The sequence below is a fragment of the Paenibacillus sp. S25 genome (assembly GCF_019454085.1).
In the GTDB taxonomy this organism is placed as follows: Bacteria; Bacillota; Bacilli; order Paenibacillales; family Paenibacillaceae; genus Paenibacillus; species Paenibacillus polymyxa_B.
Genome location: NZ_CP073683.1, coordinates 3,156,635 through 3,182,959 on the forward strand (window position 1 = coordinate 3,156,635; position 26,325 = coordinate 3,182,959).

Consider the following 26,325-nt stretch of genomic DNA (forward strand, 5'->3'; position numbering starts at 1 on the left):
ATTCTTCCTGGTAACTAAGGGGAATGAGAGCATTGACCTAATAGGTCATAAAGCTCCTTCCTCTTTTTCATAATTTGGTTACGCTTTCAAAAGTGTATAACGAAAAACGGCAATTATTGCCGTCATCTTTCGTTCACATTATAGCTTTTCTTCTATGATCTTGTCCAGCAAGGCATCGCACCCTGCGTCCATTAATCGATAGGTCTCTTCAAAATTCCCTGTAAAATACGGGTCGGGTACTTCTCTCAATTTTTCTTGAGGGAGCAAATCCATGAATTTTAGAATATCAGCCTCCGCTCCACCTGCAATCTTACGCATGTTTTGTTCATTGGAGTCATCCATACACACAATATAATCAAACGCCTCAAAATCGCGGCCCGTTATTTGCCTTGCCTGTATGCCTTGTTCGCTGATTCCATGCAGTTTAAGTTGCTTTAGTGTTCCCTCATGCGGGGGATTTCCGATGTGCCAGTCGCCTGTCCCGGCCGAGTCTACCCCGATTTCTGCACCCAATCCCCGTTCCTGCGCTTTATGTCTCAGTATCGCCTCCCCCATCGGAGAGCGGCAAATATTGCCCAAACATACAAACAAAACGTTAATCATTTCGTTCTCCTTCCTATTACACGTTACACTTCCTTTTTTCTGTTTCATTGTAGCCGTGTCCTCCAAAATTGTGCAAGCCATATTTAACGCGGTATACTTAAAAACGATGGTATATATAGGATGGTATCAGAAAGAAAGGATGTTGATTATGACAAAAAAACGAGCGATTGTATTTTCAGGCGGTCGTCTTAATGAAGAAGATTTACATCAAATACAACCCGATGATTTTATTATAGGTGCAGATAAAGGTGCTCTTTTCCTGATCGAACACGGTATTACACCACATGTCTCTGTAGGAGATTTTGATTCGATCACACCAGAGGAAAAAGAAAAGGTAGAATTAGCAAGCCAACGTATGATTGCATGTGATCCAGTACTTAAAGACTTAACAGATACTGAGCTTGCTTTGGAAATCGCTATGGACGAACAGGCAGATCATGTACTGATGCTTGGTGTGACTGGCACCCGGATGGACCACACATTGGCTAATGTTCAAATTTTGGTACGCGCAATGCAGCATCATATTAGCTGCGCTATTATGGACGCACATAATTATATTGAGCTCACCGGATCAAGGCTTGAGATTCAGCCTATGGGCTATACATATACATCGCTGCTTCCTATGACCGCCGAAGTAACAGGCATACAACTGGAAGGATTTATGTATCCGCTGCATAATGCCACCCTCAAAATGGGACAATCGCGTGCTGTCAGTAATAAGCTAACGGCTTCAAAAGGTACGATTTCTATCAAAAGCGGTCTACTACTCGTTATTCAAAGCAAGGATTAATTATGACATTGTTGTAACCATTGTTTAGATTGTTTTTTCACTCAAAACCCTTGATAAACAAGGGTTTTTCCGTTTATAGAGATCTATGAATCGATATATTTTTTACAAATTGTAATTTTTAATCGTTTTTTAATAATCGCTGTGTAAGTCTTGTCCCTCAAGCATTTGAGAGTTATTTTCCAACTATTAGGCGGCTTCAAAACTGTTATACTCAACGCTGTCAGTTAGTTAGCAACTCAGCAAAATATTGCACAAATCAATTTCTGGAGGTACTTACAACATGAATATGCAGAAAATCATAAAAAAGGTAATTATAGCAGGGGTCGCAGCCACTATCGGCTTTGGTACTTTTGCAATTGAGGGAACAAATACGGCACAAGCTGCCACTACTACTTCAGTAGGCCAAAAAGTAATTAACTACGGCGAAAAATATATGGGAACTCCTTATAAGTTTGGAGCTTCCACAAGCACGACGCGCAATTTTGACTGTTCTTCTTTCATGAAGCACATATTCAAGAAATACGGAGTGAATTTACCACGTACTTCTGTTCAACAGTCTAAAGTCGGACATGCCGTATCCAAGTCCAATTTAAAAAAAGGTGACTTAGTGTTCTTTTCAAGCGGTAGTCGTGCTACAGGACGTAACATTACCCACGTAGCAGTCTATATGGGCGGCGGTAAAATTTTGCACACTTACGGCGGACCTGGCGTGACCATCTCCGATTTGAACTCCAGCAACTGGAAAAGAACATACATTAAAGCACGCCGCGTGCTGTAGTATGAAACTCATTTTGAAATATGCGAGCCGGGACGAAAAGTTCCGGCTTTTTTATATGCCTTATGCTATTCTGATACGGTTGGTGTTCTGAGTGAATAGCCAATACCTCGTTCCGTACGGATCATCTTAAACTTATACCCTTTATCTACTTTAACCCTCAAATGTCTGATATAGACGTCTACCACGTTCGTATCAACGATATAATCATGTTTCCAAACATCCTTCAGAATTTGCTGCCTGCTACAAACTTGGTTAAGATGTATCGCCAGATGAAGCAAAAGATCAAATTCTTTCGGAGTTAATTCCAGCTTTTCTCCCCCTCTGCTCACCATTCTGCTTGCATTGTCTATATGTAAATCACCCGCTTCGATCGCCCTTTTCACATCACGTTCAATACCAAAAATCCGCAATAAATTAGCCACTCTTGCCTGAAAAACTCTAGGATAAAAGGGCAGAACGATCACATCATGTGCCCCTTGTTCAAAGCAGGAAACAATATGGTCCTCCTCATCTGATGAAGTCATTGCAAATAACGGGACATGAGGATGGTTTTGCTGCAAAATGCGAATCAAGCCTTGTGTATCCGCCTGTTCATCTTCTATGTTCAGGAGTAGCAAATCCACAGGATTATGGGCTACATAAGAGCTTACATCCGTTGTATTGCTAACATGTACCACCTGATAACCTGCCTGCTCCAATGGATGAACAAATACGGGAGGCGCTTCATTTACATCTACAAGTAAAATTAACGGGCTCATCCTTTCACCCACCTGGTTTGGACATAGCATTACATATTGGATACGAACAAGTTTGTTATAAGCCATTAAAGCATATTAATATTATTGTAACAAAAAAGCAGAAAATCATTCTCCAAAGAATGGCTTTCTGCTTTTATATTTTAACCCAAATAGCGATGATACAGACTTCTTGCTTTTGCCACGTCCTTTGTCCCATGGATCAACGCTCTGCCATCTGCAAAAACAACCAAGCGATGCTCGCTTGTACTAAAGGAAACCAAAAACGAATTCCGCTCTACTTTTCCCTCTCCCAAAGAAGCAAATCTATCTGCTGTTTCTGCAAGATTCAGAAGTGTTGGGTTTGCTGGTCTAATTTGAACGGTATCCCTACCGCACAAAACATCTGTTTTTTGCCGATGAGAGGCCGACAAGTAGGGATACGTCGGTTGCTTGCCGCAAGAAGGACAATTCTCCTTTTTAACGCTATCTACTGCTATCGCTACATACTCATTTTTCCACAAATCAAACGAAAGCAGCTTTCCTCTCAAATTTTCCGGATATCCGCCCAGAAGTTTGAAAGCTTCCGTAGTTTGGTTAGCCGTGACCATCTGTACGGCCTGCGGAATAATCCCGGCGGTATCGCAGGTTTCACCACCAAACGGCACAGTTCCCAGCAGACAGTGAAGACAAGGCGTTTGACCCGGTAAAATGGTGTAGGTTATACCATAGCTGCCCACACACCCCCCATAAATCCAAGGAATGCGATGCTTTAGTGCCATGTCGTTCATAAGAAGTCGGGTATCGAAATTATCCGTCGCATCCATCATGAGATCTACCCCCTGGATCAACTCTTCCAGCTCTTCTACCCTAACATCCAGTACATGTGCATGTATGACCGCTTCCGAATTAATATCCTTTAATCTTCGCTGAGCAGCTATTGCTTTGGGACATCTTTGCGCAGCATCACTTTCCTGAAAAAGCTGTTGGCGCTGCAAATTACTCCATTCCACATAATCCCGGTCTACGAGGCTCACTGTACCTACGCCCCCGCGAACAAGCGTTTCCGCAATACCTGTGCCTAGCGCTCCAACACCTATGATTAATACGTGAGAGGAAGCAAGCCGACGTTGTCCTGTGGGTCCAAAGGGTGTGAATCTTTCCTGTCTGGAATAACGGTCACTTGGATGTGTTCCTCCTGCATCTGATTTGTCAGTTACCTTCATGTCTGAACCATGCCTTCTGTCGGACTGCTTGCTGAAGCATAACGTTTTACAGGAATCATCCCCGCCTCAAAACCATATCTTCCAGCACGAACAGCCAGTTTCATGGCCTCAGCCATTTTTACTGGGTCCTTCGCTCCTGATACGGCTGTGTTCAACAAAACAGCATCTGCCCCCAACTGCATCGCCATTGCCGCGTCACCGGGTGAGCGAATACCCGCATCGACAATAACCGGAACCTCCGCCTGTTCAATAATTAACTCTAATGAAAACGGATTGAGCAAACCATGTCCTGTACCAATCGGTGAAGCTCCAGGCATAACAGCGTGTACTCCAAGCTCTTGTAGCCTCTTTGCTAGAATCACATCGTCCGATATGTAGGGCAGCACGATAAAGCCTTCTTCTAACAGCTTTTCACTAGCCTTCAACGTTTCGAAAGGGTCAGGCAGCAGTGTCTTGCTATCCCCAATGACTTCCACCTTAATCATATCGCACAGGCCGGAGGCTTTTGCCAATTGGGCAATACGAATCGCCTCCTCTGCTGTTGTAGCCCCTGCTGTGTTGGGAAGAAGTGTATACCGGCTCAAATCCAGCATGTCGAGAAAATGCTGCTTATCCCGTTCCTCCAAGTTCAATCTCCGCACAGCAAACGTCAATATTTCCGTCTCAGCAGCCTCTACGGCTTGGGATTGAATATCCAGATCAGAGAATTTTCCTGTTCCCAACAACAACCTTGAGGTAAAAGATGCTTTTCCAATGGTTAACATGATCAACCGCCTCCCACAAAATGTACAATCTCTAGGCAATCTCCATCCTTCAACACCGCTTCATCATGATCTTGACGGGTCAATATATGCCGATTCAGCTCCACCACTACGGTTTTCACCTTTACATCAAGCTCATGTAGCAATTGATCCACATGAGTGATCCGATTAGAAAAGGTCATGCTCTGGCCGTTAATCGTCAGCTTCATAAGCTTTCCTCCTTGAGGAGCTCAGAAGAAAATCTACTTATTCCAAGTTCAGCCGCACCTGCTCCGTTAAGCATAGCTGTTATCGCACGCCCAGTAGCATCGCTCAGCAGGACACCGTTGCGATAATGCCCGACGGCAGCATATACACCCTCGACCCCAGGAACAGTGCCTATAAAAGGATGACCTGATGCGGCCTGCGGACGTAAGCCCGCCCAAGTGCGTATAAAAGAAGCTTCACGGACGCGCGGCAGCCAAGCAGAGGCACGTGTCAGCAACCCCTCTAAGCCTCCTACGGTCACTTCTTCGTCATACTGATGCGGAAGGCTCGTTGCCCCAATCCAAAGCTCGTTATTCTGTTTAGGTACAAGGTAAATATCATCAGCATAAATGGTGTATTCTAACGGGTGATCCTTCAAGGAGACCGCTACCGCTTCTCCCTTGACCGGATAAAGTGGATATTCAAATCCAACTTGCGCTAGCAATTTCATGCTATCCAAGCCTCCGGCAATAATGACCTGATCGCACGAAAAAAAGCCACTATCTGTTCGGACACCGCAAACTCGACCATCCTGCATGACCAGTTGCTCTGCCTGTGTACCAGACCATACCGTTGCCCCCAGCACCGCAGCAGCACCTGCATAAGCACGACAAAGCTGGACAGGAGCCACTTGTGTCTCCTTTGAACGATATATTGCCCCGATCGCTTGTTCATCCAAACCTGGAATTCGTCGGGCCAATTCCCTCGCATCCCACCAGATAGGACAATCATCCTCTCGCGTTTTAGCAGCTTTCCAGCGTTTTTGGCCTTCAGTTTCCGTACGGAAAGGGGTCACAAATCCTTCTGTACGGAATTCTACCGAAATACCTGACAAACGCTCCAGATCACAGACAAGCTCAGGGAATGCGTCTCGACTTATGCGAGCAAATCGTGCCAGCTCAGAGTCGATGAACTCTTCACTTTCCGCTGCCAGCATTCCAACCGCTGCTCCTGAGGCTCCCTCACCCGGGATCAATCGTTCCAGCATGATCGTACTTCTTCCCTCCTTGGCCACATGATAAGCAATGGAACTGCCGATGACACCTCCACCTATGACCAAGCATTCAGCGTGTCCTATCGCTCTTGCCTCCGTGTGTATCTTTAGCATTGGTCCCGTGTCTCCTCTCCATAAACCATTCTGCTTTCAGCTTGCCTTTACTCTCGTTTTTTCGCTACAGGCTGTGAACTACAAGATCTGCCATTCGCCTGTATTCCATCGCAGCTGCAACAGGCGACTCAGCCTCCCATATACCAGACATCACCGCAATACCGCTTGCTCCGGCCCTATAAAGCTCCGGGATATGGTGCGGTTGTATGCCGCCCAGCGCGATCACCGGAATGTTCGACAGCCTGCAAATATGTTCAAGCTGAGCTAAACCCCGCGGTACAATACCGGGCTTACAATGGGTCTCATATACGTGACCATAAAGTACATAGTCCGCTCCTGCCCGCTCGGCAGCCTGCGCCTCCTCCAATGAATGCACAGATGCTCCACAGCGTGTACCCTTTGGAAGAAGGCTTTTCACATCCGCAACGGGTAATCCATTAGCTGGTAGCTGGACGGCTCCAACCAAAGTAAGTAAAGCTACATCCACACGATCATTTACTACAATTTGTTGCAAAGGAACTTCCTGCTCCACCATGCTGCGAGTCAAAGAAAGCAATGCAGAGGCACCATTTTGTTTCAAACGTGCGTGTACATAATGAACATACGGACAAATCACAGCAGCCACTTGGGCGGCTTGTCCAAAAGTGCCCTTTTCCATCGAAATTGCGTGTAATTCGATTTTCTCTTCACCTCACATTGGACTAGAGGATCTATGCTTAGTCAGCCACGTCTACCAGCAGAAATGAAAGGGGATTGTATGTGAATCGTCTACGGAAGCTCGAACAACTTAAAATGAACGAAACGCAAAAAAACCACTTCCCCAAGGAAGTGGTTTAACGAACGTCCAATAATCGAACGGACAATGATATCCGTATACGTGTATCGTCCCACGCACAAACAAAATAAAGATGGTGTTGCCTTGTTTGTACGGCGCTCACTTCCCTACGCTGGCATAACCCAGATCAGGTGCAAAGGGTCCGAAATCCATTTATTCCGTCTCAGCCGCATGGGCGGCTCCCCTAGTGTGACTATTTTATTGTATAAGCTAAAGATAGCTTAGCATATTTTCCTAATTCTGCAAACCCCACTTCGTGTGAAATATGCAGAATTGGATTTAGCTGATTTTAGTTAACTTTACTTGACCACTCTTCCACATTCCACGTTTTGGTTACCCAATCCTCGTAAAAGTCCGGTTCGTGAGACACAAGCAAAACGGTCCCTTTGTATTCCTTCAAGGCACGTTTCAGCTCATCCTTAGCTTTAACATCCAAGTGGTTGGTAGGCTCATCGAACAGTACCCAGTTGCTTTCACGCATTAACAGTTTGCAAAGACGGACTTTAGCCTGTTCTCCACCACTGAGCGCAGATAGCGGACGCGTGATATGCTCATTCTTTAAACCGCAACGCGCCAAATGCGCTCGTACTTCATGCTGGTTCAAATGCGGGAATTCATTCCACACATCGTCAATCGGTGTAATTTTCTCCGCCTTTACTTCCTGCTCAAAATAAGCGGGCTGCAAAAAATCACCTTGATAGGTTTTTCCACTGATTGGTGGAATTTTTCCCAGAATGGTTTTGAGCAATGTCGATTTACCAACACCGTTGTAGCCGACAATTGCAATCTTTTCACCACGTTCAATCGTCATGGACATTTTAGGCAATAGGGCATGCGTATAACCAATCTCAAAATCAATACCCTCAAATACCGTCTTTCCGCTCGCACGTGCTTCTTTGAATTGAAAGGTTGGCTTCGCAGCTTCTTCAGGCTTATCAATACGTTCGATCCGATCAAGCTGCTTTTCACGGCTCTTTGCTCGGCCTGATGTAGATGCACGCGCCTTATTACGCTGAATAAAATCTTCCTGTTTCTTAATAAAGTCCTGTTGCTTCTCATAAGCATCAATATGCTGAGCCTTGTTCAGATCTGCCATCTCAAGAAACTTTTCATAGTTAGCTGAATAACGGGTCATCTTGGCAAATTCAAGATGGTAAATAACATTAACGACCTGATTCATAAACTCAGTATCATGTGAAATAAGAATAAAAGCATAGGGATAATCCTTCAAATAGCGCGTAAGCCATTCGATATGCTCGACATCCAAATAGTTGGTAGGCTCATCCAGCAGCAGGACATTTGGCTTTTCCAACAGCAACTTAGCAAGAAGCACCTTTGTCCGTTGCCCGCCGCTAAGTGCAGATACATCCCGATCCAGTCCTATGGCCGAGAGTCCCAGTCCATTCGCCATTTCTTCAACCTTCACATCAATGAGGTAAAAATCCCCCATATCCAGTTGCTCCTGAATTTCACCCATCTGTTCCAGCAGCACTTCCAACTCTTCGGGAGAAGCATCCCCCATTTTGTCAGTAATCTGCATCATTTCCTTTTCCAATTCCAACAAAGGAAGAAAAGCGTCTTTCAAAACATCACGTACCGTTTTGCCTGGTGTCAGCTTGGTATGCTGATCCAGATAGCCGTAACGTACACGTGGAGTCCATTCCACTTTACCTTCATCCTTAAGCAATTTTCCAGTGAGAATGTTCATGAGTGTCGATTTACCGACACCGTTAGCTCCTACCAAACCTACACGTTCCCCCGCAAGCAATCGAAAGGAAACATTTTTAAATAATGCGCGGTCCCCAAAGTTGTGAGATACATTTTCTACAGTCAATAAACTCATAAGCTGTTTTTGGCTCCTTATTGTCATCGGCGTTGCCGACTGTTCTTATTTCATATGCATTTCGTTTCTTTCAAAGCTATATTGTAGCACATTCTGCAACCATATCGGAATATTGAAAACAGCGAATTTTAAGGTTTTTGGTATGGATCTGCCTAAAAAAAGAAAAACCACCCATGAGGGTGATTATTTTAAGCCATTATAGCATTTGTACTCAAAGTATCCCGCAGCTGCTGCAGATTTTTCATCCGTAAAACGTTCACTCGCTTTCAAGGGAGCTGGACATGAATCTCTATAAAAATATTTCATTTCAGTATCTGGTTCTATGCCACCGATAATGTCTTGCTTTCTGACGACTCTCCCACCACCAAATCCATAGTTATTGTAATACCTGTCTCCGACCGGAATGCCTTGGATAAACGCGATCAGACCCACATCATCTACCGTGTTGTACCATTCCTCTTGCGGAATGATCGGTAGCGTGAACGAATAAGTTATGCCGTTACGTGCTGCTTTTTTGTTATGGACATTAATAATTCGCGCCAACTCCTCTTGAACGTTGCGAACAATGGTGGAACGACGTATTTGCTCAAAAGTTTCTGAATTATTCAGTAAAGCTATAGGGGTCTGATCCTGAAGTTCCTTTTGAAAGCCCTTCACCCACCTGTGATTCCGCGCATCGTATGCGTGCACATAATTATCCAAGGTGAACCCCACACTGTTGCCTACTGAATCAACATAGGCATATGGCTTTTTTTCGCTCCATTTGTGGCCAATAGCAGCTTGTCCATGCTCGTCTGTATAGGCTTCTGAAGTGAACGCATAATAACCGTCATAATCCAGAATTACAATGACTGGTATGTAATCCATAAATGCACGTTGTGCTACTATATCCCCATCAATGTCTACATTAAGAAAAAGGGTGTGCAAGAACGTGTTCAGCGCTGCTTCTTTATCTACACGAAAAAACTTATCCGATCCGTATCCGGCCTCGCGTTCCTGACGTTCATTCTGTGAGAGCACAACCCCTGCATCCTGAACTGCGGTACGGAGAGCCGACGTATATTTCATTTCTAGCTTCTGCACTTCACGCTGATTTTGCACCCGTAAGTCACTAACTACACCAAAGGGCAAAAACAAAAGTATAAATATGACTGCAAAATCAGTAATCTTCATTCAGAACCATGCCCCCGTAAGAAGCTTTAACTGCCGGCTTGCCGCTATCTGCCCCACCGAGAAGCCATGATTTGTACAAGTCCGCAGGAGTCCGATTCGTATTATGTAACCGGACCGTAAAATAATCCCCGGCCATCAAGGTATACCGACGTGTCTGATCTGATTTTGGCTGCTGATTGTCAGGAAACAGTACAGGCAAGATTTGCGGATTATAGTACCCATCATATACAGTTTCATAATTGCCCAGAAAACTGTCTGGCTTCGCGGCATCTGCATAGTCCGGTACATACTTTTTGTGCATATGTTCCAAGTCAACTTCGTACGTATTGCCTGTCAATTCCAGATCACGCATAAAATCGTTATACATCGTCGGTGTAATGTAACCTTTGGTTCTTACCATATCAACAAAACGTACAGTTGAATGATATGTATTTAACCCGGATATATCATCCTGCCGTTCAGCAGCTTGAGCTGCGGGTACGATGTACAAAAGCAATACAGCGATCAGCGCCCCCAACAGCTTGGATATTGTTTGAACCACTTCATTCCTCCCCCAATTTCTCAAAACGTACAGATGTTATGTCCCCATTCCCATTACGCTGTGGGTATATGGAATATAAAGAAGAAGCATCCAAGGTCGACACATCAGGCTCAAACGGTTCAGAATACGCATCATACTCTGTCCCGTCGACATGAATCGAAATCCCCTCCTGTAAGTTCATGCGAATTGCCTGCATTACCTGAGTTCCTTTTATCCGTTCCGGCAACCCCGCCCCAGCAGTACAGGCTATTCGCCCTTCAGAATGCTCCTCCTGCTGTGATCTTAATTCCAGTGCACCATCCAGCTGGCTGGACAAGTCTGCTGCCGTTACACATGCGGTTATGAACAGAATAACTGACACACCAAGCCGCAGCATGCTTGAAGCGTGATCAGACATACTCTCATCCCCCTTATGATTATTATCTTTGCAGTAGTGCTTAGGACTGGATAAACAACAACCCACGGACAACGTTCGATTTGTCCTTGACGATTTCAGCCTTGAATTTGCCACTTGGATTTACGTATTCATTCTCTTTCTCATTAAGCGTATTCGTGATTTTCCCAGTCTTATCACTGCCGCCATTCACGGCGCCATACTGTTCACTGTCTGGGCTAATGTTCAGAGCATTACCGTACCACTGGCCTGCCATATTTTTACCGGTTTTAATCTGAATGCCGAATTGGTCCTTCCCCTGAAACTTCCGCAGCGCATTGGTCACCTGGGAACCGCTAATGGTTGTGCCATCATATACCGTAAAAGAGGCTTGAGACAATTCGGTCTGGATATCAGCAAAATTGTTTTGTGCCGTTTTAGTCGCCTCCTGGGCTGAAATAAACAGTATAACTACAATCGTAATTAGAGCGATGGTCAAAAATATCCCAGCGGCTACCTTTAAAGCTGTTGATGCGTTATTCATTATTTTTCTCTCCTCAGCTTGTTATTTTGTATTAGTCATAATAGAACTTTTTTACTGAATTTTTTGTATTTGCTCATAATAGTTATCCATTTGAACAAAGCTCATACCGATCAACGGAATCACTAAATATAAAAAGATAAGACCATACATCGGGGCAAAACCAATCATCCTTCCCCAGATAGCCTTGCTGTCTATTATTTTTTCATACTCCTGTTTTCTTTGTTCGAAATAGTAGGACATATGGGATTCCAAATCATCGAAGGCCTCTCGAATCGTAATTTTACCCAAAGACAAATGGAGCTTGTCCACTAGACGTTGAAATTCCGGCAAAGGTGCCTCTTCTTTTAGCAAGTCGAGAGCTGCCTCTGGCCCGTGTTCATAATGAAGCAAACATTTTTGCAGAGGTCTTTTGAATATAACTGAAAATCTGTTCAGCCACTCCAATATTTCCTCGACAGACATTCGTTCCATAACCCGTAAAATGGAAATCACCGTTTGAAATTGATACACCTCATGCCTCATATCCAACCGACGCATTTTTCGTTGCAAATATAATAAAAGCATAGGCATTTGATAGGCTACATACCCAACAATCAAACTAATTAGCACTTCCCACCACTTGATGTATTCATCATTCCAATCTTTCAGCTTTTGGAGGATACGCCGAGTATTTGTGGATAGCTGTTCAGGAGTAGCAGTTCCATTAGCATTATGCTCTAAAATAACGTACGTTTGTTCGTATGTGCTGTTCGCCCTCATGTTCAGCGAATGCATGATTTTGCGATCAATCTCACTCTGCTTCAAAGCTTCTTTTTGCTCCACCGGACTTAAACGTCCAAACATTTGACCTGATTGTACTGGGGCGTGAAGGATATGCGTTTTCTCAGCTTCATGTAAAAAAAATATCGTACTGATACTGAGCACCACTCCTACGATAAAAAGAGCCATTCTGCGTATGTAAAGCCACTCCAGCTTAACCTCCGCACCACTTTCCTTTAATAGGCGGGTTATTTGGAAATAAGAAGACATATGCTGACGCGGAATTAAAGAATCCACCACATTACGAATGATAGGAAAACGGTATAGCTTCTGCTCCCAAATCCTCCGGCCTCTACCCGCACGATATCCTGTCTCATCGGTCTGTTGCAGTTTCTGTAACAGGAAATAAGATACGATGATCACAATATAAACGGACAATTTCGTGATATAACCCCATTTCCCCTGATAAAACTCATCCATAGATGGAAAGCTGGATCTCGCCCATGTCTCGATTGGGGTAGTAAAGAAAACAGGTGCCAGTGCGATCACGTTTAGACTTTTTAACAGATGGTCCAGTTTATTTCTTCGCAGCAACTCCAACTGGATTTCGCGTGCGAGACTGCTGAGCCCCTTCAAATAAATGGAGCCACCCTCCTCAACCCGGTCACCAAACTCCATTACCATATATGAGATACCAGCAAAAGCTTTTAAAAATCGATTAGGAGCCGACTCATAGTATCTTTCCAATGCTTCGTGCGGATCAACATCTGTTAGCGCCTCATGGATGAGACGTGCGTGTCTCGCAGCCTCTGCCTCCGCTAAATCGGCCGCTTCGGATATGGCTTCCTCCACCATACCGTGCTGATGGTAATAATGACGTACATTGGCGAATAATTCGATCATCTGTGCAAGTAGCCTTTTTTCCATTCGGCTAATGGCCATATCCAAAATAAGACTGTTGATTACTACTCCGCATAAAACGGCCAATATAGCAAACTCTATTCCTGGCTTCATCATGACCAGCACAACGCCACTGCAAGCAAAAGCCCCCCAGATGAACAGTGTCATCTTCATGGTCTGTAGGCGAAGCTTGTACTCATCGTAGGCATGCTGACCAGCTAGTCGCTTACGTACACTCGTGATATATCCGGATAAGAAAGTGACTTTCATACACAGCGTGTACAACTTATTCAGTAAGGCTTGCAGCTCACGTTGAAGTACCGCTTTTCCTTTGCGCCCTTCCTGAACAGAATGAATTCGTCCTCTGCGAACTGCATGACTACGGCGCTTACGCAACCCCCACAAAACTATATATAGAAGCGCAAAGCCCCCACCTGATATTAGTAAAATCCATAATAAAATTTCTTTAAGACTCATAGTCTTCCTCCCAATAGCGGGTCAAAAAACTGCGGAAATCTCTGGCATCCTTTACATTCATCTGCTCACACATTTCTTTTGCACTTTTGGCAGTTAAGGGCTCCATCGGTATATAGCTTCCGTTCCGATATTCCATAACGTGGCGATAACTATAGCTCGATGAAGCATTGGAACCTGCATCTGTATGATTCGGGTCACGCGGCACGCATTCTGTGATCCGTTCGATGTAGCGTCGCCCTTCCGCATCACGTTTGAGATGCACATCAAAGTTAATGACATGAACTACCTGTTCCTCAGCGATGCCTTCATGCTGAAATACTCCTGTTTTGAGCAATGAATTACGAAGTGAAAACACGAGATCACGAAATGTTTTGGCATGATGAGTAAAAATGGTGAACAGACTGGCAACCTGCGACATTTGAATCATCCAAGCAGCTACTTCATCACTTGCTACTTCGCCTAGGATATTGACGGTTCCATCTGTTTTTTTCTGCAAGTCAAGCCCTTGTTGTCCTGAAATATGGTCCGTTTCTCGAAAAGTAAGAATGTTACGGCGACTGTAAATGCTGCGTAGATGCAGTTCAAAGGCCATTTCTTGAACACGAAGCGTATACGAAGCATAAATATGCTTGACCATCGCCATTAACAACGTCGTCTTACCTGAACCCTGCGCGCCTGTAATAGCAGTAATCCGGCTGCCTTTCATTAAATAAGAAAGTAGCTGGATTGGAAAATCAGCATTCTGTCCCTTAATTAACTGTTCCAGCGATGCGCTTTGAATATCGAATTTACGGACAAAGAAAGCCCACGATTCTGAGAAAGGAGGGCGCACCACCACTACCCGTGACCCATCCTTCATTTCGTTGACCTTATAACCATTCGCTTCGGAGAGCTGTCCCGGGTAATTGTATTTGTAAATATTTTGGCACACCCTTTTAAGTTCACGCTCAGATCCGAAGGAAAGGAACGAAAGATGGATAGTTTTACCTTTATAGAAAATCCACACGCTCTCATAACCATTGGCAGTAGGCGCAGATGTTTGTTCAAATACATACCCATCCGAAGGCCAGTCTGATGATGCAGGAATCCCACCTTCCGGCATACCACTGACGCCCCCACTTACACCGTCGATCCGCTGGTCACGAATATCATCAATGACGGAAAAGCCTTTGTAATGCTGATATTTCTTTAGCAAGCAAGAGGTTTCATACAACATCAAAATCACTAACCTACCACGCTTTGAGCAACATTTTAATTCGCACAAATTCATTCTCTTTCATAAAAAGCGTGATTTTTTTGTGATTTTTTATGTGCAGTAAATGCCTAAATATCCGCATCTAAATGCGTGTATTTGTTATGTACTAACAACAACAAATAGCTCCATCAGCAATTTGCCAATGGAGCTCATTTTAATATTCACTTACTTCAAACGTTAGAATACAATCCTACAACCTAAAATCCGTACGGCTGCTGAATGGACTTTTGTTTTGTCATATTTTGCAGAAAACAATTTTCAAAATCATAAAATTAATGACTATAGATGCAGGAAAATAGACCCATTTAGTCAAATTATAATAACTATAGAAATAAAAAAATTAGCATAAGGGCGGCTAGATGAATGTCAGACAATCAAATTCTAAACATTATCCTACCATTTTTATTTATCTTTTTACTGGTGATCTATGTATCTACTAGATTATTTATGTTTAAACATCGTAAAATTTTGAACAAAATTATATTTCGCTATTTTATTATTTCTTTGATAACTTGTCTGCTTTTCTCGTTTATCTATTTATTTATTTTCGTTGGTGATCTTCAAGAAATTGGGGGGGATAATCTCAACCCTCTAAAACTCAAACATGTATTTTTCGAAAACTCAAACCAGTATTCAGAGAACAAATATCTAATATTATTAGATATATTTTTTTATAGTGCATCAGTTTATTTTCAGTTCCCATCAAATGTGCAATTCTCTGGGTTGGCCCAAATAGTCATTTTAACTGAACGTTTTTTGGGCAACATAATACCGATAATACTAATATGTTTAACTGTCATGGAAATGAGAAGCCAAAAAAATAACTATCAGTTACTTCAGATATTTTTGAATCGTGGATGGAATATTTTAAGGATACGTGACAGTTATTATGGAAAATCTAAAGCATTAGAAATTATAGATTCTAACATGACTATTAAACCCTTATTTGTAGAAAATATAGAAGAGATACAAGATGAATTGAAATACTTTAAAGTCCATTGGAAAAATGCTGACAAAGAACTACTTCCGTATTTCTTAAAAGTATTAGAAGAACCACTTCGTGACAAAGATGTAGAACTATCATTAGAGTCGTTACATCTCTTCTATAGTAGAGAGACAGACAATAAAAAATATTATGCTCAATACTATGAATTTCTAAAAAAAATAGAGAATCATATATTTACCAATGAATCAATATTTGAAGATTTTAATATTGTATTGGATGAGTTAGAACATATTAATAAAAATATGATTGACCAACCATCTAGTCACTCAGAGGAACTTGCAGATGAATAAGAAGCAAACATTATCAAGACTCTTTCAATTATCCATACAAGTTGCGATACAATTGGAAAAATGCAAAATTAACGCTTTAATTTTAAGTGCTCCTCGATTAATTAGCATTTTTATATTTTTTATAAGCATATTTCAAATTACCCCTCTCTATAAGCTGGGGTCTACTTTACAAAACATTATAGGATATGTTCTAGTTGTAATCTCAGCAGCTTCCATATTCTTAGACTTTCAAAGCGAGAAGAAGCAAAATTTCAATGATATGCATATAAAATTCGAGAAATATCTTAGTGAATTTCAAACACTCTATATACAAATTGAGAACAGCAAATCTAAAGACTTTAGTGTACTAACCTACCATGAGATTATTGAAAATTACGAAAAAGATTTTAAAGAAAGCAAATTGCCGTTTAACATTGTTCCCCATAGCTTGGCTTACAGGATAGTAAAAAGGAAAAAGTCAGAAAGTCCGCATCTTTGGATTTTTGGAGCTGATAGGAATGTAAAAATATGAATAAAAGCAATAAGGAAACAAGGTTTACAAAATCCTTATTCCTTATTGCTTTTACTTGTTTTTGGATGGACAAAACCAAATATAATTATCCATCAGAACTTTTTATATCAGTTCTAAATTCAAATTGATTCCGAAAGAAGTAAGATCCGTTAATCTTAATAGACTCCGGTGTTATCTTTTCGACTGCACCACCATAGTCCACAACCTCTATCATATCCTCGCTTAGCGACTGGACTATATATACCTTTGCCTGGCTTAAAGCAGCTGCAAATAGTTCGGTATCCGACTTTAACACTCTATATGTATGATTCATGTTGATCACCTCCGACATATCTCTTCAGTAAACATAGTACTAGACTTTTAAACGAAAAACATTATTTTCTTACCTAATTAAAAGCGATTTTTGAATGCGTCAACATATAAATTTGCAGCTTGTTTAGCTAGATAATCTGTCATTTCCTTAGTGAAATATTCGTATTCACTCTCAGGAAATTTTTGAAGCATATTATTCATAGCTTGTTCTGAAATTTCTTCAATTTTTCTGCTCGTCATGATATTAGTAATTCTTTGGAATAAAAGTTTTAATCTAGTCGAAAAAAAGGATTCCTCAATATCTGTATAAGAATATCTCCGCACATCCTTTGGAGTAATAATTAACTTGTCCTCGTACTCTACAATTTCATTCGACACTAGATTGTAATGATAGGCACTATAGACTTCCGATCCTTCATACTCATTACTCAAACAAACAATGAATTTGAATTCATTAAATAATTCAATATATACATGAAGTAATCGATTTTTTATGTCACTAAATAATATCAGAGTATGAAATATATCATTTTCTTCCTTGTAAAATAGTTCTCTACGAGGAAAATAATACTTTACACTGTCAACACATGAATCTATTTCCCCTTTTACGAAAGGTATGAGATGTGAAATATAAGTCGGCTGGCCTCCCTGTAGAATGTAGTAATTAATTGCTGCTTTACAGATAGCTTGTTTTGTTTGAATACCACCGTACTCCATAGAAATCTTAATCTTCTCAAGATACTCTTTACTTTCAACTGCACTTAACAATTCACTATCTACGTCAATACCAGGGTGATTTCTTTTCAGAGAAACAAGCGCCTTCCTAGCATCTCTTAGCGAAGGGGCTTCTATACGATATACTTTTTCATCCAGTTCAACATGTGTTCTTGCTAATTTTGGTTTTCCACCGGGTTCTACAATAATTTCTCTATCCTTATATTGTGCTACTATATTTTGCGGCTTACCCCTATGGCGCTTGACATTAATGAGGGTTGCTATTGGCGAAAGTTGTTTAGACAATCGATCATCAATGGCACTTCCGAATTGAGAGTTACATGCTCTACATATCAGTTTTTTACTTTTTAATCTACCACCTAGTGAATTTAGAATTACATGTTCTTCTGTTTCATTTAGAGCTGTTATATCAAGACCACAGACATAACAATTCATTGTGGTTCCCCCTTAAGTTATGAATAAAAAACACCCCACCGGCATAGCCAGCAGGGTATCACCAATGCTTTCGGATTGTACAACGATGCTTCCGTATGTGTTGTTATCAGTATAATCAGCTTGGTTGATTCTGTAAAGTTAGAAGGTGAATTAAGTCTTTCTGTCGAATTTGAAAAAAGGTCATCTACAAATCGACAGAAAGGAGCATCAAGATGAATAAAGATCATAGACCTTCTCCGACACCGCGTCCCCAACCGAAGCAAGAACCAAGACCTATGCCATTTAGGGAATCTTTTCCTCCAGGCGAGCGTCGCTCCATCGAAAGAAACACAAGTATTGACATAAAAAAACCACCCAGCTCTAATTAAACTTATCAACATTTTTGGTTGGTTTTTTAGGATTGATTTCTTGAACAATAACACCTGTTTTTATGTCTACATAAGAACGTGTGGTTTCAAATTCAAAATAATCATCTGATTCTTTTAACTCAGAGCATTTCTCAAGAACCAAAGCGCGTTCCGTCTCAAAAGGACGGGATGCGTTTTTCACAACACCAACCAAAGTTTTTTCATCAGACTTGTCCAACTTAAAAACACGCACAGACAGCGTTGCATTATTTTTGTCTACTTTAACAAAGAATTCTTCCCAAACCGTAGGCATCGAAGCCAGATCTGCAAGTCCAAGTTTTTTTCGACTATAGTTCGTTATTACTCTTTGAAATGGATATATAATTCGTGCGTAAGCAAAGCTTACTAAAAAACTAACTGGGATGCTGATGAATAAAAACCAAGCCAAAAACTTCAAGCTGTTAGTATGACTTTGGAGCTCAGTAAGGGTCCAAATTGATTGGGCCCCATAAATAAGACCTATTAAGTTATAAATCAAAATGGTTGTAATCGAAACAGGCAACCACATCAACGCAGCGATAGCCGCCACCTCAGGGACGGAATGTTTTATCGCAGGGTTAATTCCGAAAGCCTGTATCCAAAAGTACATAAGAACACCTGGTAATATGAATATTACCGTTGTTACAAAACTATCCATTATGTAATCACTCCTCTACTTAAATTAAGATATTCCCCTTTTATTTATTTTTTCCTGCTAGTAAATAAAAACCCCTGCCAGCACACGCCAGCAGGTTATTCATATTTCCAAGCTCTTGCGATTATTCCAAATCGTCCGTGCCCGTAGCCCCAGACGATTTTCCATCTACATAAGCCTCAGCCAGAATGTACACAATCACTGCGCCAAATGCACCGATCACACCAGTTATTTGGATAACCGTGTCGTTACTGGCTCCAAATGCAGTTAGTAAGCTCGTTATAAGTGCGGCCAACAGCGCCCAAAATTTACGGCTGGACAATTTACGTTTCCAATCTGTCATTGTGCGACAACTCCCCTTTTGAATACTCCGGCTCGGTCAAGCATCGTGACCATACGGTAAAAGTCAAAGCTACCGTCATTTGCTGTGTCCAGCGCCCCTACAGCCTTGGCGTTGATACAGGCTTGCTCTGCCCATGCAGGTACTTTAGGCTGTTTAGCTGTTGTCTCTAACGTCTTGATACGGTCAGCTTGCTTCTGTACAGTGTTTTGCAACGCCTTAAACGCTGCTTTTTCTTCTGCTGTCATAGGTTCATCCTCCATTTTAAGTAAGTTAATCTTAGCCAGCACAGTGTTGAGCTGCGCTTGAGTTGGGCTCTTTCCTGCCCGGAAATCTGCTGTAGAAAGACCGAAGACCATCTGTAGGTGGGGCATGTCCTTGAATGTACGCCAGTCTCCTCCCCACTCAAGCCCAAGTTTCTTCGCTTCTTCGACGACTTCAGACCAATCAGGCAGCGAATCCTTATCATCGTCGCGCAGCGTGTCCCAGGACACCGTACGACCGTCACGCAACAGCAGCGCGAAATCGACCGCGAACCCAAAGTTATGATTGCTGTATCCGCCACGTGCTTTCGTGATCACCTGCCCCGGCTTCGTGCGGCCTTGAGCATACAAAGCATCCTGCTCCGCATACGTCCGTAATCCTTGCGTAATTAACACCCAGACTCCACGGGCATAACAACGCTCAATAAGCTTGTCCAAAACCAGCTTGAAGACCGGATCAAGTCCGATCAAGCGTTTATCAGATTTTTTCTTTAGTTGTTCCAACGTCAGCATCCTTACTACCCCCTCCTTGGTTGCCGCCTTTACTCTTTAGCACTTCAACCGCCTGCCGGATCACTGGTGGAATTGGGGCACCCATCCTACCACCGTTTTCGATGATTGAAAGTAGTTCGTTAGCCAAATAGAAGTAAGCCACCGTGTCTCGAAACAAATGGCTATCCCCCATAATGCCGTCTACAATATGACCCACGGCTACCATTGCAAAGATAAAAACCTTACGTGAAATACCGATAAGACCAATCTTGCTCTTTAGACCTGGACCCGTTCCTTTTTTGCCCTCCGTCCACGCTGCAAGCAGCCCTGTAGCATAATCAAATATTGTAAATGTAAGGAGCGCAGCTAAAGCAAATGACCACCCTCCAAAAAAATACGTTATCGCGCTCCCCCCAAAGGCGGCAATTAATTTATAAACCTCCGACTTGTCCACTTGCTTCCCCCGTCTCCGTGGTCAGGACTCTCTGCCTAACCTGTAAAAATAAAGCCCCCGACCACTTACTGGGGGCAAAAAAATAGCGCATCCGATTGGATACGCCGCTTACGCTTCTTGTTCTGTTGTTTGTTCGGCTGCTGGAGCCACTTGAGTAGGTTCAGTAAGACCTAAGTCTGCTTTAACCAGCTCCTGCAATGCTGCTGGTACGTCTGCAACGGTGCGACGGCCAGCAAGGATAAGATGTACAAATGTGGTCGCAAAAGATTTTCTGATTTGTTCATTCATTATTTTTTCACCTCCCCTCATGAGCTCACATAAAACAAAAAGTAAAATCCATTCACGGATCCTACTTAGCATTTTCCATAACTATTTGGACCAACCCGGCTATAGCTTCCTTGTTGTCTAAATCAGCCCACTTAAGTTCCGCCACCTGATCAGTAAGAGGCTTCTCGGGTTCTGATCCGCTATTTGATGGATAGGTAAACTCCATTGTCTTAGTGTCCGGGTTCACTCTGTAGTTGATCGCCTTTTGAAAGTCTTCTGTGTATTTATCAAATTCGAGCTTGAGTACATCTACTTGTTCTGCGTCGTATCCTTTTAGCTTCGGATAAAACCCCATATCATCCTCTTTGGTTGTCTCGCGAGCTGAAGACGACTCAACTTGAGGAGTAATGAAAATGACCTCACCGCTTGTTTTTCTCCAATATACCTTTGGTCCGATCTTCACTTAAATCATCCTCTCTATTATTCGTAAGCTTCCCACTCATAGGCCGTTATCCTACTGATTGGGCTTCCCCCAGCGTAGTCATTTATATAGCTACCTTGCATGGTAGCTGTAAATCCGCCTGATTGTTGTACGAATCCGTATAAAGCAATGGTGTTGTTCATTCTCCCCCTTAAGGTTCCTTGAGCCGAAGTTGAACAAGGAATCCAAGCATCTAACCAAAGCGTTCCCTCTGTTTCATCTAGTTTCACATGAACATATACTTTTGAAGGAGTAAAACCCATAGAGTTGACGGATATCTGCATAGTTACATTTTGCCTCCAGCCAGTAGCCGAAGCTGTCTGTCCGTTGAATGTGCCCGATGCAAACCGTTTTACAGGTGCATTTGTGATTACTGCTGCTATCTGATCGCTACTCATATCAGAACTGGCGCCTCCAAATTTGCCGTTGATCGCGCCTACTATTTTATTTTTGAGATCAACGGCTTGCGTAAAAGCTTGGTCTGCCCGGCTGTATGCTTCATTCGCTCGATCATTCGCAGCTTTTACCGCACTAGGCGTAGCTGCCTGATCTGTAGCTGTGCTGCCGGTAGAGGTATTAAGCTGCACAATCCCTCTCGTCTGTGTTGACGCTGAAGGCAAATCCGATGCAGGATGTGTATGTGCCTTGGGAGCTGCATACTGCTCCGTATACTTCTTGGCGTTGCCCTCTGTTGCATTCCATGTTGCTTGCTTAGCGGCAGTTACATGCAAGTTGGTATCAGAAATGTGACTGTCCAGTGCTGCCTTGGATGCAATGTCATTTCCGGCCGGATCGTTTTTAATGTTTTCAATCTGTTCGGCCAATGCTTGGTCATTTTCATAGAGCGTATCAATCGGTACATTCAGAACGTCCGCATGTCCCTGGTCTGTGGTAACAAAACGCCTTGGTTGCTTTATTGGCATGCTATCCCTCCTTATCAGTAGATATCATCGATCTCAAAAATAAACTCCATATCCGCATCCTTGATCTTATTGGTCATTGTACGGATAGCCGTCAGCTTCCCCGCTGAGTCTATCAGGGCCAACTCATTGATTGTTTTCCCGGCCAACTCCGCTTCTGCCAATGAGCATACATACCTAATAGTTGCAGGGGCAATAAATTCAAAACTGGAAATGTCCTTTTGGAGCAGCTCCGCTTTTAAAGCCTGCTCAGTACCATCCAGCAGCAACGGCTTGCCTTCTGTGTCCACTCCACCGCTACCGAATGCCATTTTGACAACCTTCGTTAGCGTGCTACCTTCAGCACGAGCCCGGGCCATCTGCTCCCTAGCGTATGCTGTTGTAATGGTTAAAATCTGATCTGCCATATTGACCTCCTATATTGTAGATATTTTCTCTGTGGAGCTGAGCAACCTGCTGCCATCTAGCGGAACACTTCCGTTCAACAGCCAATAGTTCTGCCGAACCTTTACAACGCTTTCCTGTCGATTCTCTTCCTGATGCCGCGTCCTGAGCTTCACCTGGTTTCGATATCGCTGGCGCTCGTTGGTCCATCCAGACAAGGATGCAGCACCACTCAGTAACTCAACACCATCCAGATACCAAGGACGACCACCAAAAAAACGAACACGCGAACGGAAATGTATGCGGGAATGGATCTGATGTGCATGATGAAATTCAATGTGAATTGAGGGCAAAGCCTTATTGATGTGGACAGGCCGAATGTACTCAAAGTCTTCCATCAGGCTTTTAATATCCAAATCCGATTCGACTGAGTAAACAAAATGAATTTGCTTAGCGAGAAAATCCTCTTGTACGTCCAACAGATTGCCGTACTTCCCGCCGATAAGTCGCAGCGTGGGCAGCGTAAATGGCCGCTTGGCCCAACGTTTACGACGTATAGCTTCACGGCGCTGCTCTAACGTCCCAATCTGCTCCTGGTGAAAATATATCCACTCCCAAATGGGCAATGCCCAGGTAGCGGTCTTTAAAACGAATTGATTTCCAAGATCGTCAATCGACTTTTCTCGGTCAGCCACCACCAGCTCCATAACACCAAAATGCCGCTCGGCCATGTCGATCTCATACATGTGCGGCGGCAGCATTTCCCGATAGCGCAGAGGTATCATGTCAGGTTCACCTCAATCTGTAATACGGACGTTACTGGAACCTCAACATCTTTAGTCGTTCCATTAAGGGTAAGATTTTCATAATCCTCCACGCCTTTGACCAACAAAGCTGCACCGACGTAATTAAAGAAAAGCTTTGTACGACCAAGGGCATAATCAGCAATACGCTGTCTGATTGGTTCGACCAGTTCAGTAAGCGGGAGGGATGTAATTAATTTCGCCTCCACACGAAGCGTAAACACTGGGGCAGGATACACTTCAAGATCGTGGCCACCAATCCGCTTGGTTTCCCACATATCCGCCTTAACCTTAGCAGCAAAATCTTCTGTGACTGGTTTACCCTGTAGATCAGTCAGATACAAGTCTATGGATACATCGCTACGAGCCTTCTCAACAGCCACAGCACCACCGACACCCTCCAGTTGCTTCGCCCATGTCTCATAGTCCTTACGACGTCCGCTGCCTTCCTCAGTAAACGCACGATCAAGTATTCGCAATCTGTACGTATCATCGTCCTCGCCCGCTTTACGGGGCATTCCGTCCGACCACCCGTGACCATCCAGAAATTCGCCATCAGCCCAAATGGGGAAGCCCTGAAGGAAAGCATACGTTAACAGTTCCTGCTGTTCGGAATATTCCATAGCTATCGGGTACCACAGGTCATAGAAATATTCTCCCGGATCAGTAGGAGGCGGGGGTAAGCCTTTTTCCTGTGCCAATGTAATCGCACGGTTAACCCATCGGCGGTAGACTTCCTCGGGAGTTTCCTCCAAAATTGCCATCGGTGGCAGTGCTGGCAGATCCGTTAATTTCACATTCACAGTTCAATCGCCTCCTTCAGCTCCGCTTCTCCGGCTAAGCCAGTTAATTTAATTTTCAAGTACATGTTCTGGCTCTCCCGTTCCATAGACAGCACCTCTGCTTGAGAGATTTCCGTATGAGCTGCCAAAGCTTCCTCAATGTCGCGTTTTATTTCAACGTCCTCCCAATTGGCCCATTCAGATCGTTCGACACCGATATCAGCGTCATACACCACATATTGAAATCGCTCTATATTGAGGATTTTGAGCGCTGTCTGCACTAAATATTCAGCATAGGTGGCTGTCTTCTTGGGACGTCCATCATCTGTGGTGACCATCTGCCGCGTGCGATAGTCGATCACATACGTCCATTTGGTTTCAGATGCTACGGTTTCGGTCAGCTCCACCTCGTCTAAAGTTGAAAGGTCCAAATCAGGAAACAAGCTTTCCTCGTCAACCATTGCCACCCACATCCTTCCCGTGGACGTAGTAGCGCTGGCCGCTCAGCCTGGAGACAATCAGACGATCTCCGACCTGCAAAGGGCTAGGAATAACCAGCTTGCCCCGTAACGAGCTGCGTAGACCCTGCTTGTAAGGCTCTCCTGTCTCGTATACCACCCCGTCAGCCAATATGCCTGTGACACTGCCTTTGGCTTCGTCACCTTCCAGGTATTCGGCCACTACAAAATCCGCTTTAACTTCCCGATCCAACAAATACTCAGCAAACACTAGCTTTTCCGCTGGATACGGCTCAGGGTCACCGTCAACCTGTATTGATGGGCTATCCGGCCAGTTCCGGAGTGTAGCTCTTTCGGTGTCCCGTGCGTCGATTCTGTCTTTGGTCTGTTCTTTTAGAAGCTTGAGCGCATCATTCAGCACCCCTATTCCCTCCTTTCCAGTTCCAACGTGACGGTATATGTTCCATTCTTATAGCTGCTATCAGCAGTCACCACAATCCATTTAGAGGTATGATCCGTCTTGGTGAGTACGAGCCAGCCAGAGCGTAAGCCGGATAACGTATGGTCCGTGTGCCGAACTATAATCTTCTTGATCTGTTTGGCAGCAGATAAAACTTTCAGCCGCTGCGTGGCGATGGTCTCCGGCTTTTCGTCCTCACCGACTTCAATGATTTCTTCCATTCGGCCCATCGCCTTCACCGCACCCGCTGCCGTTTTGGTAACGGCTGAAGCAATCTTGTCATCCTTCCACTTTTGGGCGGTGACGACGGTGAATGTTTCCTCGATACTGTACCCGGCGGTGCTAGAGGTCATCTGTTCGGGTACAAAAATAGGGACCTTGGTATTGGTCCCTTCACGCATCACTTGCAGATAAAAGCTCTTTTCCGTCCTTACAAGGTCTACATAATAACGGTAGCCGCTACGCTCATATGCCTTTTGCAATACGTCGAGGATAATTTCCGAATGGGCCATCGTTCCATAACGCTCGTCCAAATTAAAGCCGAGAGCAGGACAACGGAAGTCAATGCCTGTGCTCTTGATGTATCTTTGCAGCTCCGCTCCAGCTTCACCCTTTAAGTACGGTCGGGTCCCCTTGTTTTTGCACAAATACCAGCCGATCTCCCGCGCCTCAATTTCCCAAGCGTTTGTAAATTCGTCCTGCTCGTATTTGATTATCGGCCCGTGAAAAAATTGGTTCTTGTGATGATATAAAGCACCACCGACCTTTTGCGAAAAGCACATCAGCATACCGGCTACCTTGATGTTGGTCGCGTTACGAAGTCGCACCGTAGCACTGCGGGCAATCTCATCCCGCCCGGAAGACCAGGACACTTCCTCGATGCCATCCGTTAGCATCTGCCGGGCGTTTTCCTTCCCATATTCAACCGCAAAGCCGTCCATAATG

The 26,325-nt window shown here is 43.6% G+C and carries 32 protein-coding genes, 1 pseudogene and 1 riboswitch; of the genes and pseudogenes, 4 read left to right on the forward strand and 29 right to left on the reverse strand.

Annotated elements, in window-relative coordinates:
- Nucleotides 1-138: 138 nt before the first annotated feature.
- A complete protein-coding gene (locus tag KAI37_RS13470; protein WP_076293708.1) occupies nucleotides 139-603 on the reverse strand; it encodes a low molecular weight protein-tyrosine-phosphatase in 465 nt (154 codons plus the stop codon).
- A 148-nt stretch (nucleotides 604-751) separates the two neighbouring features.
- Here KAI37_RS13470 and KAI37_RS13475 point away from each other — a divergent pair, with 148 nt between their 5' ends.
- Both KAI37_RS13475 and KAI37_RS13480 read left to right on the forward strand, forming a co-directional pair.
- The gene (locus tag KAI37_RS13475) at nucleotides 752-1,393 is read left to right on the forward strand and encodes a thiamine diphosphokinase (RefSeq protein WP_220029593.1); all 642 of its coding nucleotides are present in this window, start codon (nucleotides 752-754) and stop codon (nucleotides 1,391-1,393) included.
- A 280-nt stretch (nucleotides 1,394-1,673) separates the two neighbouring features.
- Nucleotides 1,674-2,171, forward strand: a complete 498-nt coding sequence (locus KAI37_RS13480) for a C40 family peptidase (RefSeq protein WP_025724146.1) — start codon at nucleotides 1,674-1,676, stop codon at nucleotides 2,169-2,171.
- Nucleotides 2,172-2,236: 65 nt separating this feature from the next.
- On the opposite strand, the gene KAI37_RS13485 is transcribed toward KAI37_RS13480, so the two are convergent.
- The 13 genes and pseudogenes from KAI37_RS13485 to KAI37_RS13545 all read right to left on the reverse strand — a co-directional run.
- The gene (locus tag KAI37_RS13485; protein ID WP_071641110.1) at nucleotides 2,237-2,929 is read right to left on the reverse strand and encodes a response regulator transcription factor; all 693 of its coding nucleotides are present in this window, start codon (nucleotides 2,927-2,929) and stop codon (nucleotides 2,237-2,239) included.
- A 140-nt stretch (nucleotides 2,930-3,069) separates the two neighbouring features.
- The gene (locus tag KAI37_RS13490) at nucleotides 3,070-4,131 is read right to left on the reverse strand and encodes a ThiF family adenylyltransferase (protein WP_220029594.1); all 1,062 of its coding nucleotides are present in this window, start codon (nucleotides 4,129-4,131) and stop codon (nucleotides 3,070-3,072) included.
- On the reverse strand, nucleotides 4,128-4,895 hold the full coding sequence (locus tag KAI37_RS13495) for a thiazole synthase (protein ID WP_220029595.1): 768 nt from the start codon (nucleotides 4,893-4,895) through the stop codon (nucleotides 4,128-4,130). The genes KAI37_RS13490 and KAI37_RS13495 overlap by 4 nt, the downstream gene beginning before the upstream one ends.
- Nucleotides 4,896-4,897: 2 nt before the next feature.
- A complete protein-coding gene (gene thiS, locus KAI37_RS13500) occupies nucleotides 4,898-5,101 on the reverse strand; it encodes a sulfur carrier protein ThiS (RefSeq protein ID WP_076293603.1) in 204 nt (67 codons plus the stop codon).
- Nucleotides 5,098-6,246 carry a glycine oxidase ThiO gene (gene thiO, locus KAI37_RS13505; RefSeq protein ID WP_220029596.1) on the reverse strand — a complete coding sequence of 383 codons (1,149 nt, stop codon included), beginning with the start codon at nucleotides 6,244-6,246 and terminating at the stop codon, nucleotides 5,098-5,100. Before thiO ends, thiS begins: the two co-directional genes overlap by 4 nt.
- 64 nt (nucleotides 6,247-6,310) lie before the next feature.
- Nucleotides 6,311-6,904 carry a thiamine phosphate synthase gene (locus KAI37_RS13510; protein WP_220029597.1) on the reverse strand — a complete coding sequence of 198 codons (594 nt, stop codon included), beginning with the start codon at nucleotides 6,902-6,904 and terminating at the stop codon, nucleotides 6,311-6,313.
- Nucleotides 6,905-7,168: 264 nt separating this feature from the next.
- A riboswitch (TPP riboswitch) is annotated at nucleotides 7,169-7,277 on the reverse strand.
- Nucleotides 7,278-7,370: 93 nt separating this feature from the next.
- The gene (locus KAI37_RS13515) at nucleotides 7,371-8,924 is read right to left on the reverse strand and encodes an ABC-F family ATP-binding cassette domain-containing protein (RefSeq protein ID WP_023988981.1); all 1,554 of its coding nucleotides are present in this window, start codon (nucleotides 8,922-8,924) and stop codon (nucleotides 7,371-7,373) included.
- 183 nt (nucleotides 8,925-9,107) lie between these two features.
- The gene (locus tag KAI37_RS13520; RefSeq protein ID WP_220029598.1) at nucleotides 9,108-10,097 is read right to left on the reverse strand and encodes a hypothetical protein; all 990 of its coding nucleotides are present in this window, start codon (nucleotides 10,095-10,097) and stop codon (nucleotides 9,108-9,110) included.
- Nucleotides 10,084-10,638, reverse strand: coding sequence for a hypothetical protein (locus tag KAI37_RS13525; protein WP_220029599.1), 555 nt, complete (start codon nucleotides 10,636-10,638; stop codon nucleotides 10,084-10,086). The genes KAI37_RS13520 and KAI37_RS13525 overlap by 14 nt, the downstream gene beginning before the upstream one ends.
- 1 nt (nucleotide 10,639) lies before the next feature.
- Nucleotides 10,640-11,035: a hypothetical protein gene (locus KAI37_RS13530; protein WP_220029600.1), complete on the reverse strand. Its 396-nt coding sequence runs from the start codon at nucleotides 11,033-11,035 to the stop codon at nucleotides 10,640-10,642.
- A gap of 40 nt (nucleotides 11,036-11,075) precedes the next feature.
- Nucleotides 11,076-11,555, reverse strand: a complete 480-nt coding sequence (locus tag KAI37_RS13535) for a hypothetical protein (RefSeq protein ID WP_029517430.1) — start codon at nucleotides 11,553-11,555, stop codon at nucleotides 11,076-11,078.
- 51 nt (nucleotides 11,556-11,606) lie between these two features.
- A complete protein-coding gene (locus tag KAI37_RS13540; RefSeq protein WP_220029601.1) occupies nucleotides 11,607-13,691 on the reverse strand; it encodes a hypothetical protein in 2,085 nt (694 codons plus the stop codon).
- Nucleotides 13,681-14,874 (reverse strand): annotated as a pseudogene (locus KAI37_RS13545) (pilus assembly protein CpaF); the annotation flags it as partial. The pseudogene KAI37_RS13545 and the gene KAI37_RS13540, both read right to left, overlap by 11 nt.
- Nucleotides 14,875-15,309: 435 nt before the next feature.
- Here KAI37_RS13545 and KAI37_RS13550 point away from each other — a divergent pair.
- Nucleotides 15,310-16,242: a hypothetical protein gene (locus KAI37_RS13550; protein ID WP_220029602.1), complete on the forward strand. Its 933-nt coding sequence runs from the start codon at nucleotides 15,310-15,312 to the stop codon at nucleotides 16,240-16,242.
- On the forward strand, nucleotides 16,235-16,753 hold the full coding sequence (locus tag KAI37_RS13555) for a hypothetical protein (protein ID WP_220029603.1): 519 nt from the start codon (nucleotides 16,235-16,237) through the stop codon (nucleotides 16,751-16,753). Before KAI37_RS13550 ends, KAI37_RS13555 begins: the two co-directional genes overlap by 8 nt.
- An 85-nt stretch (nucleotides 16,754-16,838) precedes the next feature.
- On the opposite strand, the gene KAI37_RS13560 is transcribed toward KAI37_RS13555, so the two are convergent.
- The 15 genes from KAI37_RS13560 to KAI37_RS13630 all read right to left on the reverse strand — a co-directional run bounded on the left by KAI37_RS13560 (nucleotide 16,839) and on the right by KAI37_RS13630 (nucleotide 26,321).
- Entirely contained in the window at nucleotides 16,839-17,066 is a 228-nt protein-coding gene (locus tag KAI37_RS13560; RefSeq protein WP_220029604.1) for a hypothetical protein, read from the reverse strand.
- A gap of 77 nt (nucleotides 17,067-17,143) precedes the next feature.
- The gene (locus tag KAI37_RS13565; RefSeq protein WP_220029605.1) at nucleotides 17,144-18,235 is read right to left on the reverse strand and encodes an HNH endonuclease; all 1,092 of its coding nucleotides are present in this window, start codon (nucleotides 18,233-18,235) and stop codon (nucleotides 17,144-17,146) included.
- Between the two features lie 360 nt (nucleotides 18,236-18,595).
- The gene (locus KAI37_RS13570) at nucleotides 18,596-19,279 is read right to left on the reverse strand and encodes a DUF6338 family protein (protein WP_220029606.1); all 684 of its coding nucleotides are present in this window, start codon (nucleotides 19,277-19,279) and stop codon (nucleotides 18,596-18,598) included.
- Nucleotides 19,280-19,400: 121 nt separating this feature from the next.
- Nucleotides 19,401-19,619, reverse strand: coding sequence for a hypothetical protein (locus KAI37_RS13575; RefSeq protein WP_220029607.1), 219 nt, complete (start codon nucleotides 19,617-19,619; stop codon nucleotides 19,401-19,403).
- Entirely contained in the window at nucleotides 19,616-20,392 is a 777-nt protein-coding gene (locus KAI37_RS13580) for a M15 family metallopeptidase (RefSeq protein ID WP_220029608.1), read from the reverse strand. The genes KAI37_RS13575 and KAI37_RS13580 overlap by 4 nt, the downstream gene beginning before the upstream one ends.
- On the reverse strand, nucleotides 20,358-20,825 hold the full coding sequence (locus KAI37_RS13585; protein ID WP_220029609.1) for a phage holin family protein: 468 nt from the start codon (nucleotides 20,823-20,825) through the stop codon (nucleotides 20,358-20,360). Before KAI37_RS13585 ends, KAI37_RS13580 begins: the two co-directional genes overlap by 35 nt.
- 108 nt (nucleotides 20,826-20,933) lie before the next feature.
- A complete protein-coding gene (locus KAI37_RS13590) occupies nucleotides 20,934-21,113 on the reverse strand; it encodes a CD1375 family protein (protein ID WP_220029610.1) in 180 nt (59 codons plus the stop codon).
- A 61-nt stretch (nucleotides 21,114-21,174) separates the two neighbouring features.
- On the reverse strand, nucleotides 21,175-21,555 hold the full coding sequence (locus KAI37_RS13595; RefSeq protein ID WP_220029611.1) for a hypothetical protein: 381 nt from the start codon (nucleotides 21,553-21,555) through the stop codon (nucleotides 21,175-21,177).
- A 17-nt stretch (nucleotides 21,556-21,572) separates the two neighbouring features.
- Nucleotides 21,573-22,496: a phage tail protein gene (locus KAI37_RS13600; RefSeq protein WP_220029612.1), complete on the reverse strand. Its 924-nt coding sequence runs from the start codon at nucleotides 22,494-22,496 to the stop codon at nucleotides 21,573-21,575.
- Between the two features lie 14 nt (nucleotides 22,497-22,510).
- Entirely contained in the window at nucleotides 22,511-22,900 is a 390-nt protein-coding gene (locus tag KAI37_RS13605) for a phage tail-collar fiber domain-containing protein (RefSeq protein ID WP_220029613.1), read from the reverse strand.
- 9 nt (nucleotides 22,901-22,909) lie between these two features.
- A complete protein-coding gene (locus KAI37_RS13610; protein WP_220029614.1) occupies nucleotides 22,910-23,662 on the reverse strand; it encodes a putative phage tail protein in 753 nt (250 codons plus the stop codon).
- Nucleotides 23,659-24,483, reverse strand: coding sequence for a baseplate J/gp47 family protein (locus KAI37_RS13615; RefSeq protein WP_220029615.1), 825 nt, complete (start codon nucleotides 24,481-24,483; stop codon nucleotides 23,659-23,661). Before KAI37_RS13615 ends, KAI37_RS13610 begins: the two co-directional genes overlap by 4 nt.
- Nucleotides 24,480-24,923, reverse strand: coding sequence for a DUF2634 domain-containing protein (locus KAI37_RS13620; RefSeq protein ID WP_220031480.1), 444 nt, complete (start codon nucleotides 24,921-24,923; stop codon nucleotides 24,480-24,482). The genes KAI37_RS13615 and KAI37_RS13620 overlap by 4 nt, the downstream gene beginning before the upstream one ends.
- Nucleotides 24,916-25,341 (reverse strand): hypothetical protein, encoded by a 426-nt coding sequence (locus KAI37_RS13625; RefSeq protein WP_220029616.1) that lies wholly within the window; start codon nucleotides 25,339-25,341, stop codon nucleotides 24,916-24,918. The genes KAI37_RS13620 and KAI37_RS13625 overlap by 8 nt, the downstream gene beginning before the upstream one ends.
- A gap of 2 nt (nucleotides 25,342-25,343) precedes the next feature.
- Complete coding sequence (locus KAI37_RS13630) at nucleotides 25,344-26,321, reverse strand: hypothetical protein (RefSeq protein ID WP_220029617.1); 978 nt, start codon at nucleotides 26,319-26,321, stop codon at nucleotides 25,344-25,346.
- Nucleotides 26,322-26,325 lie beyond the last annotated feature (4 nt).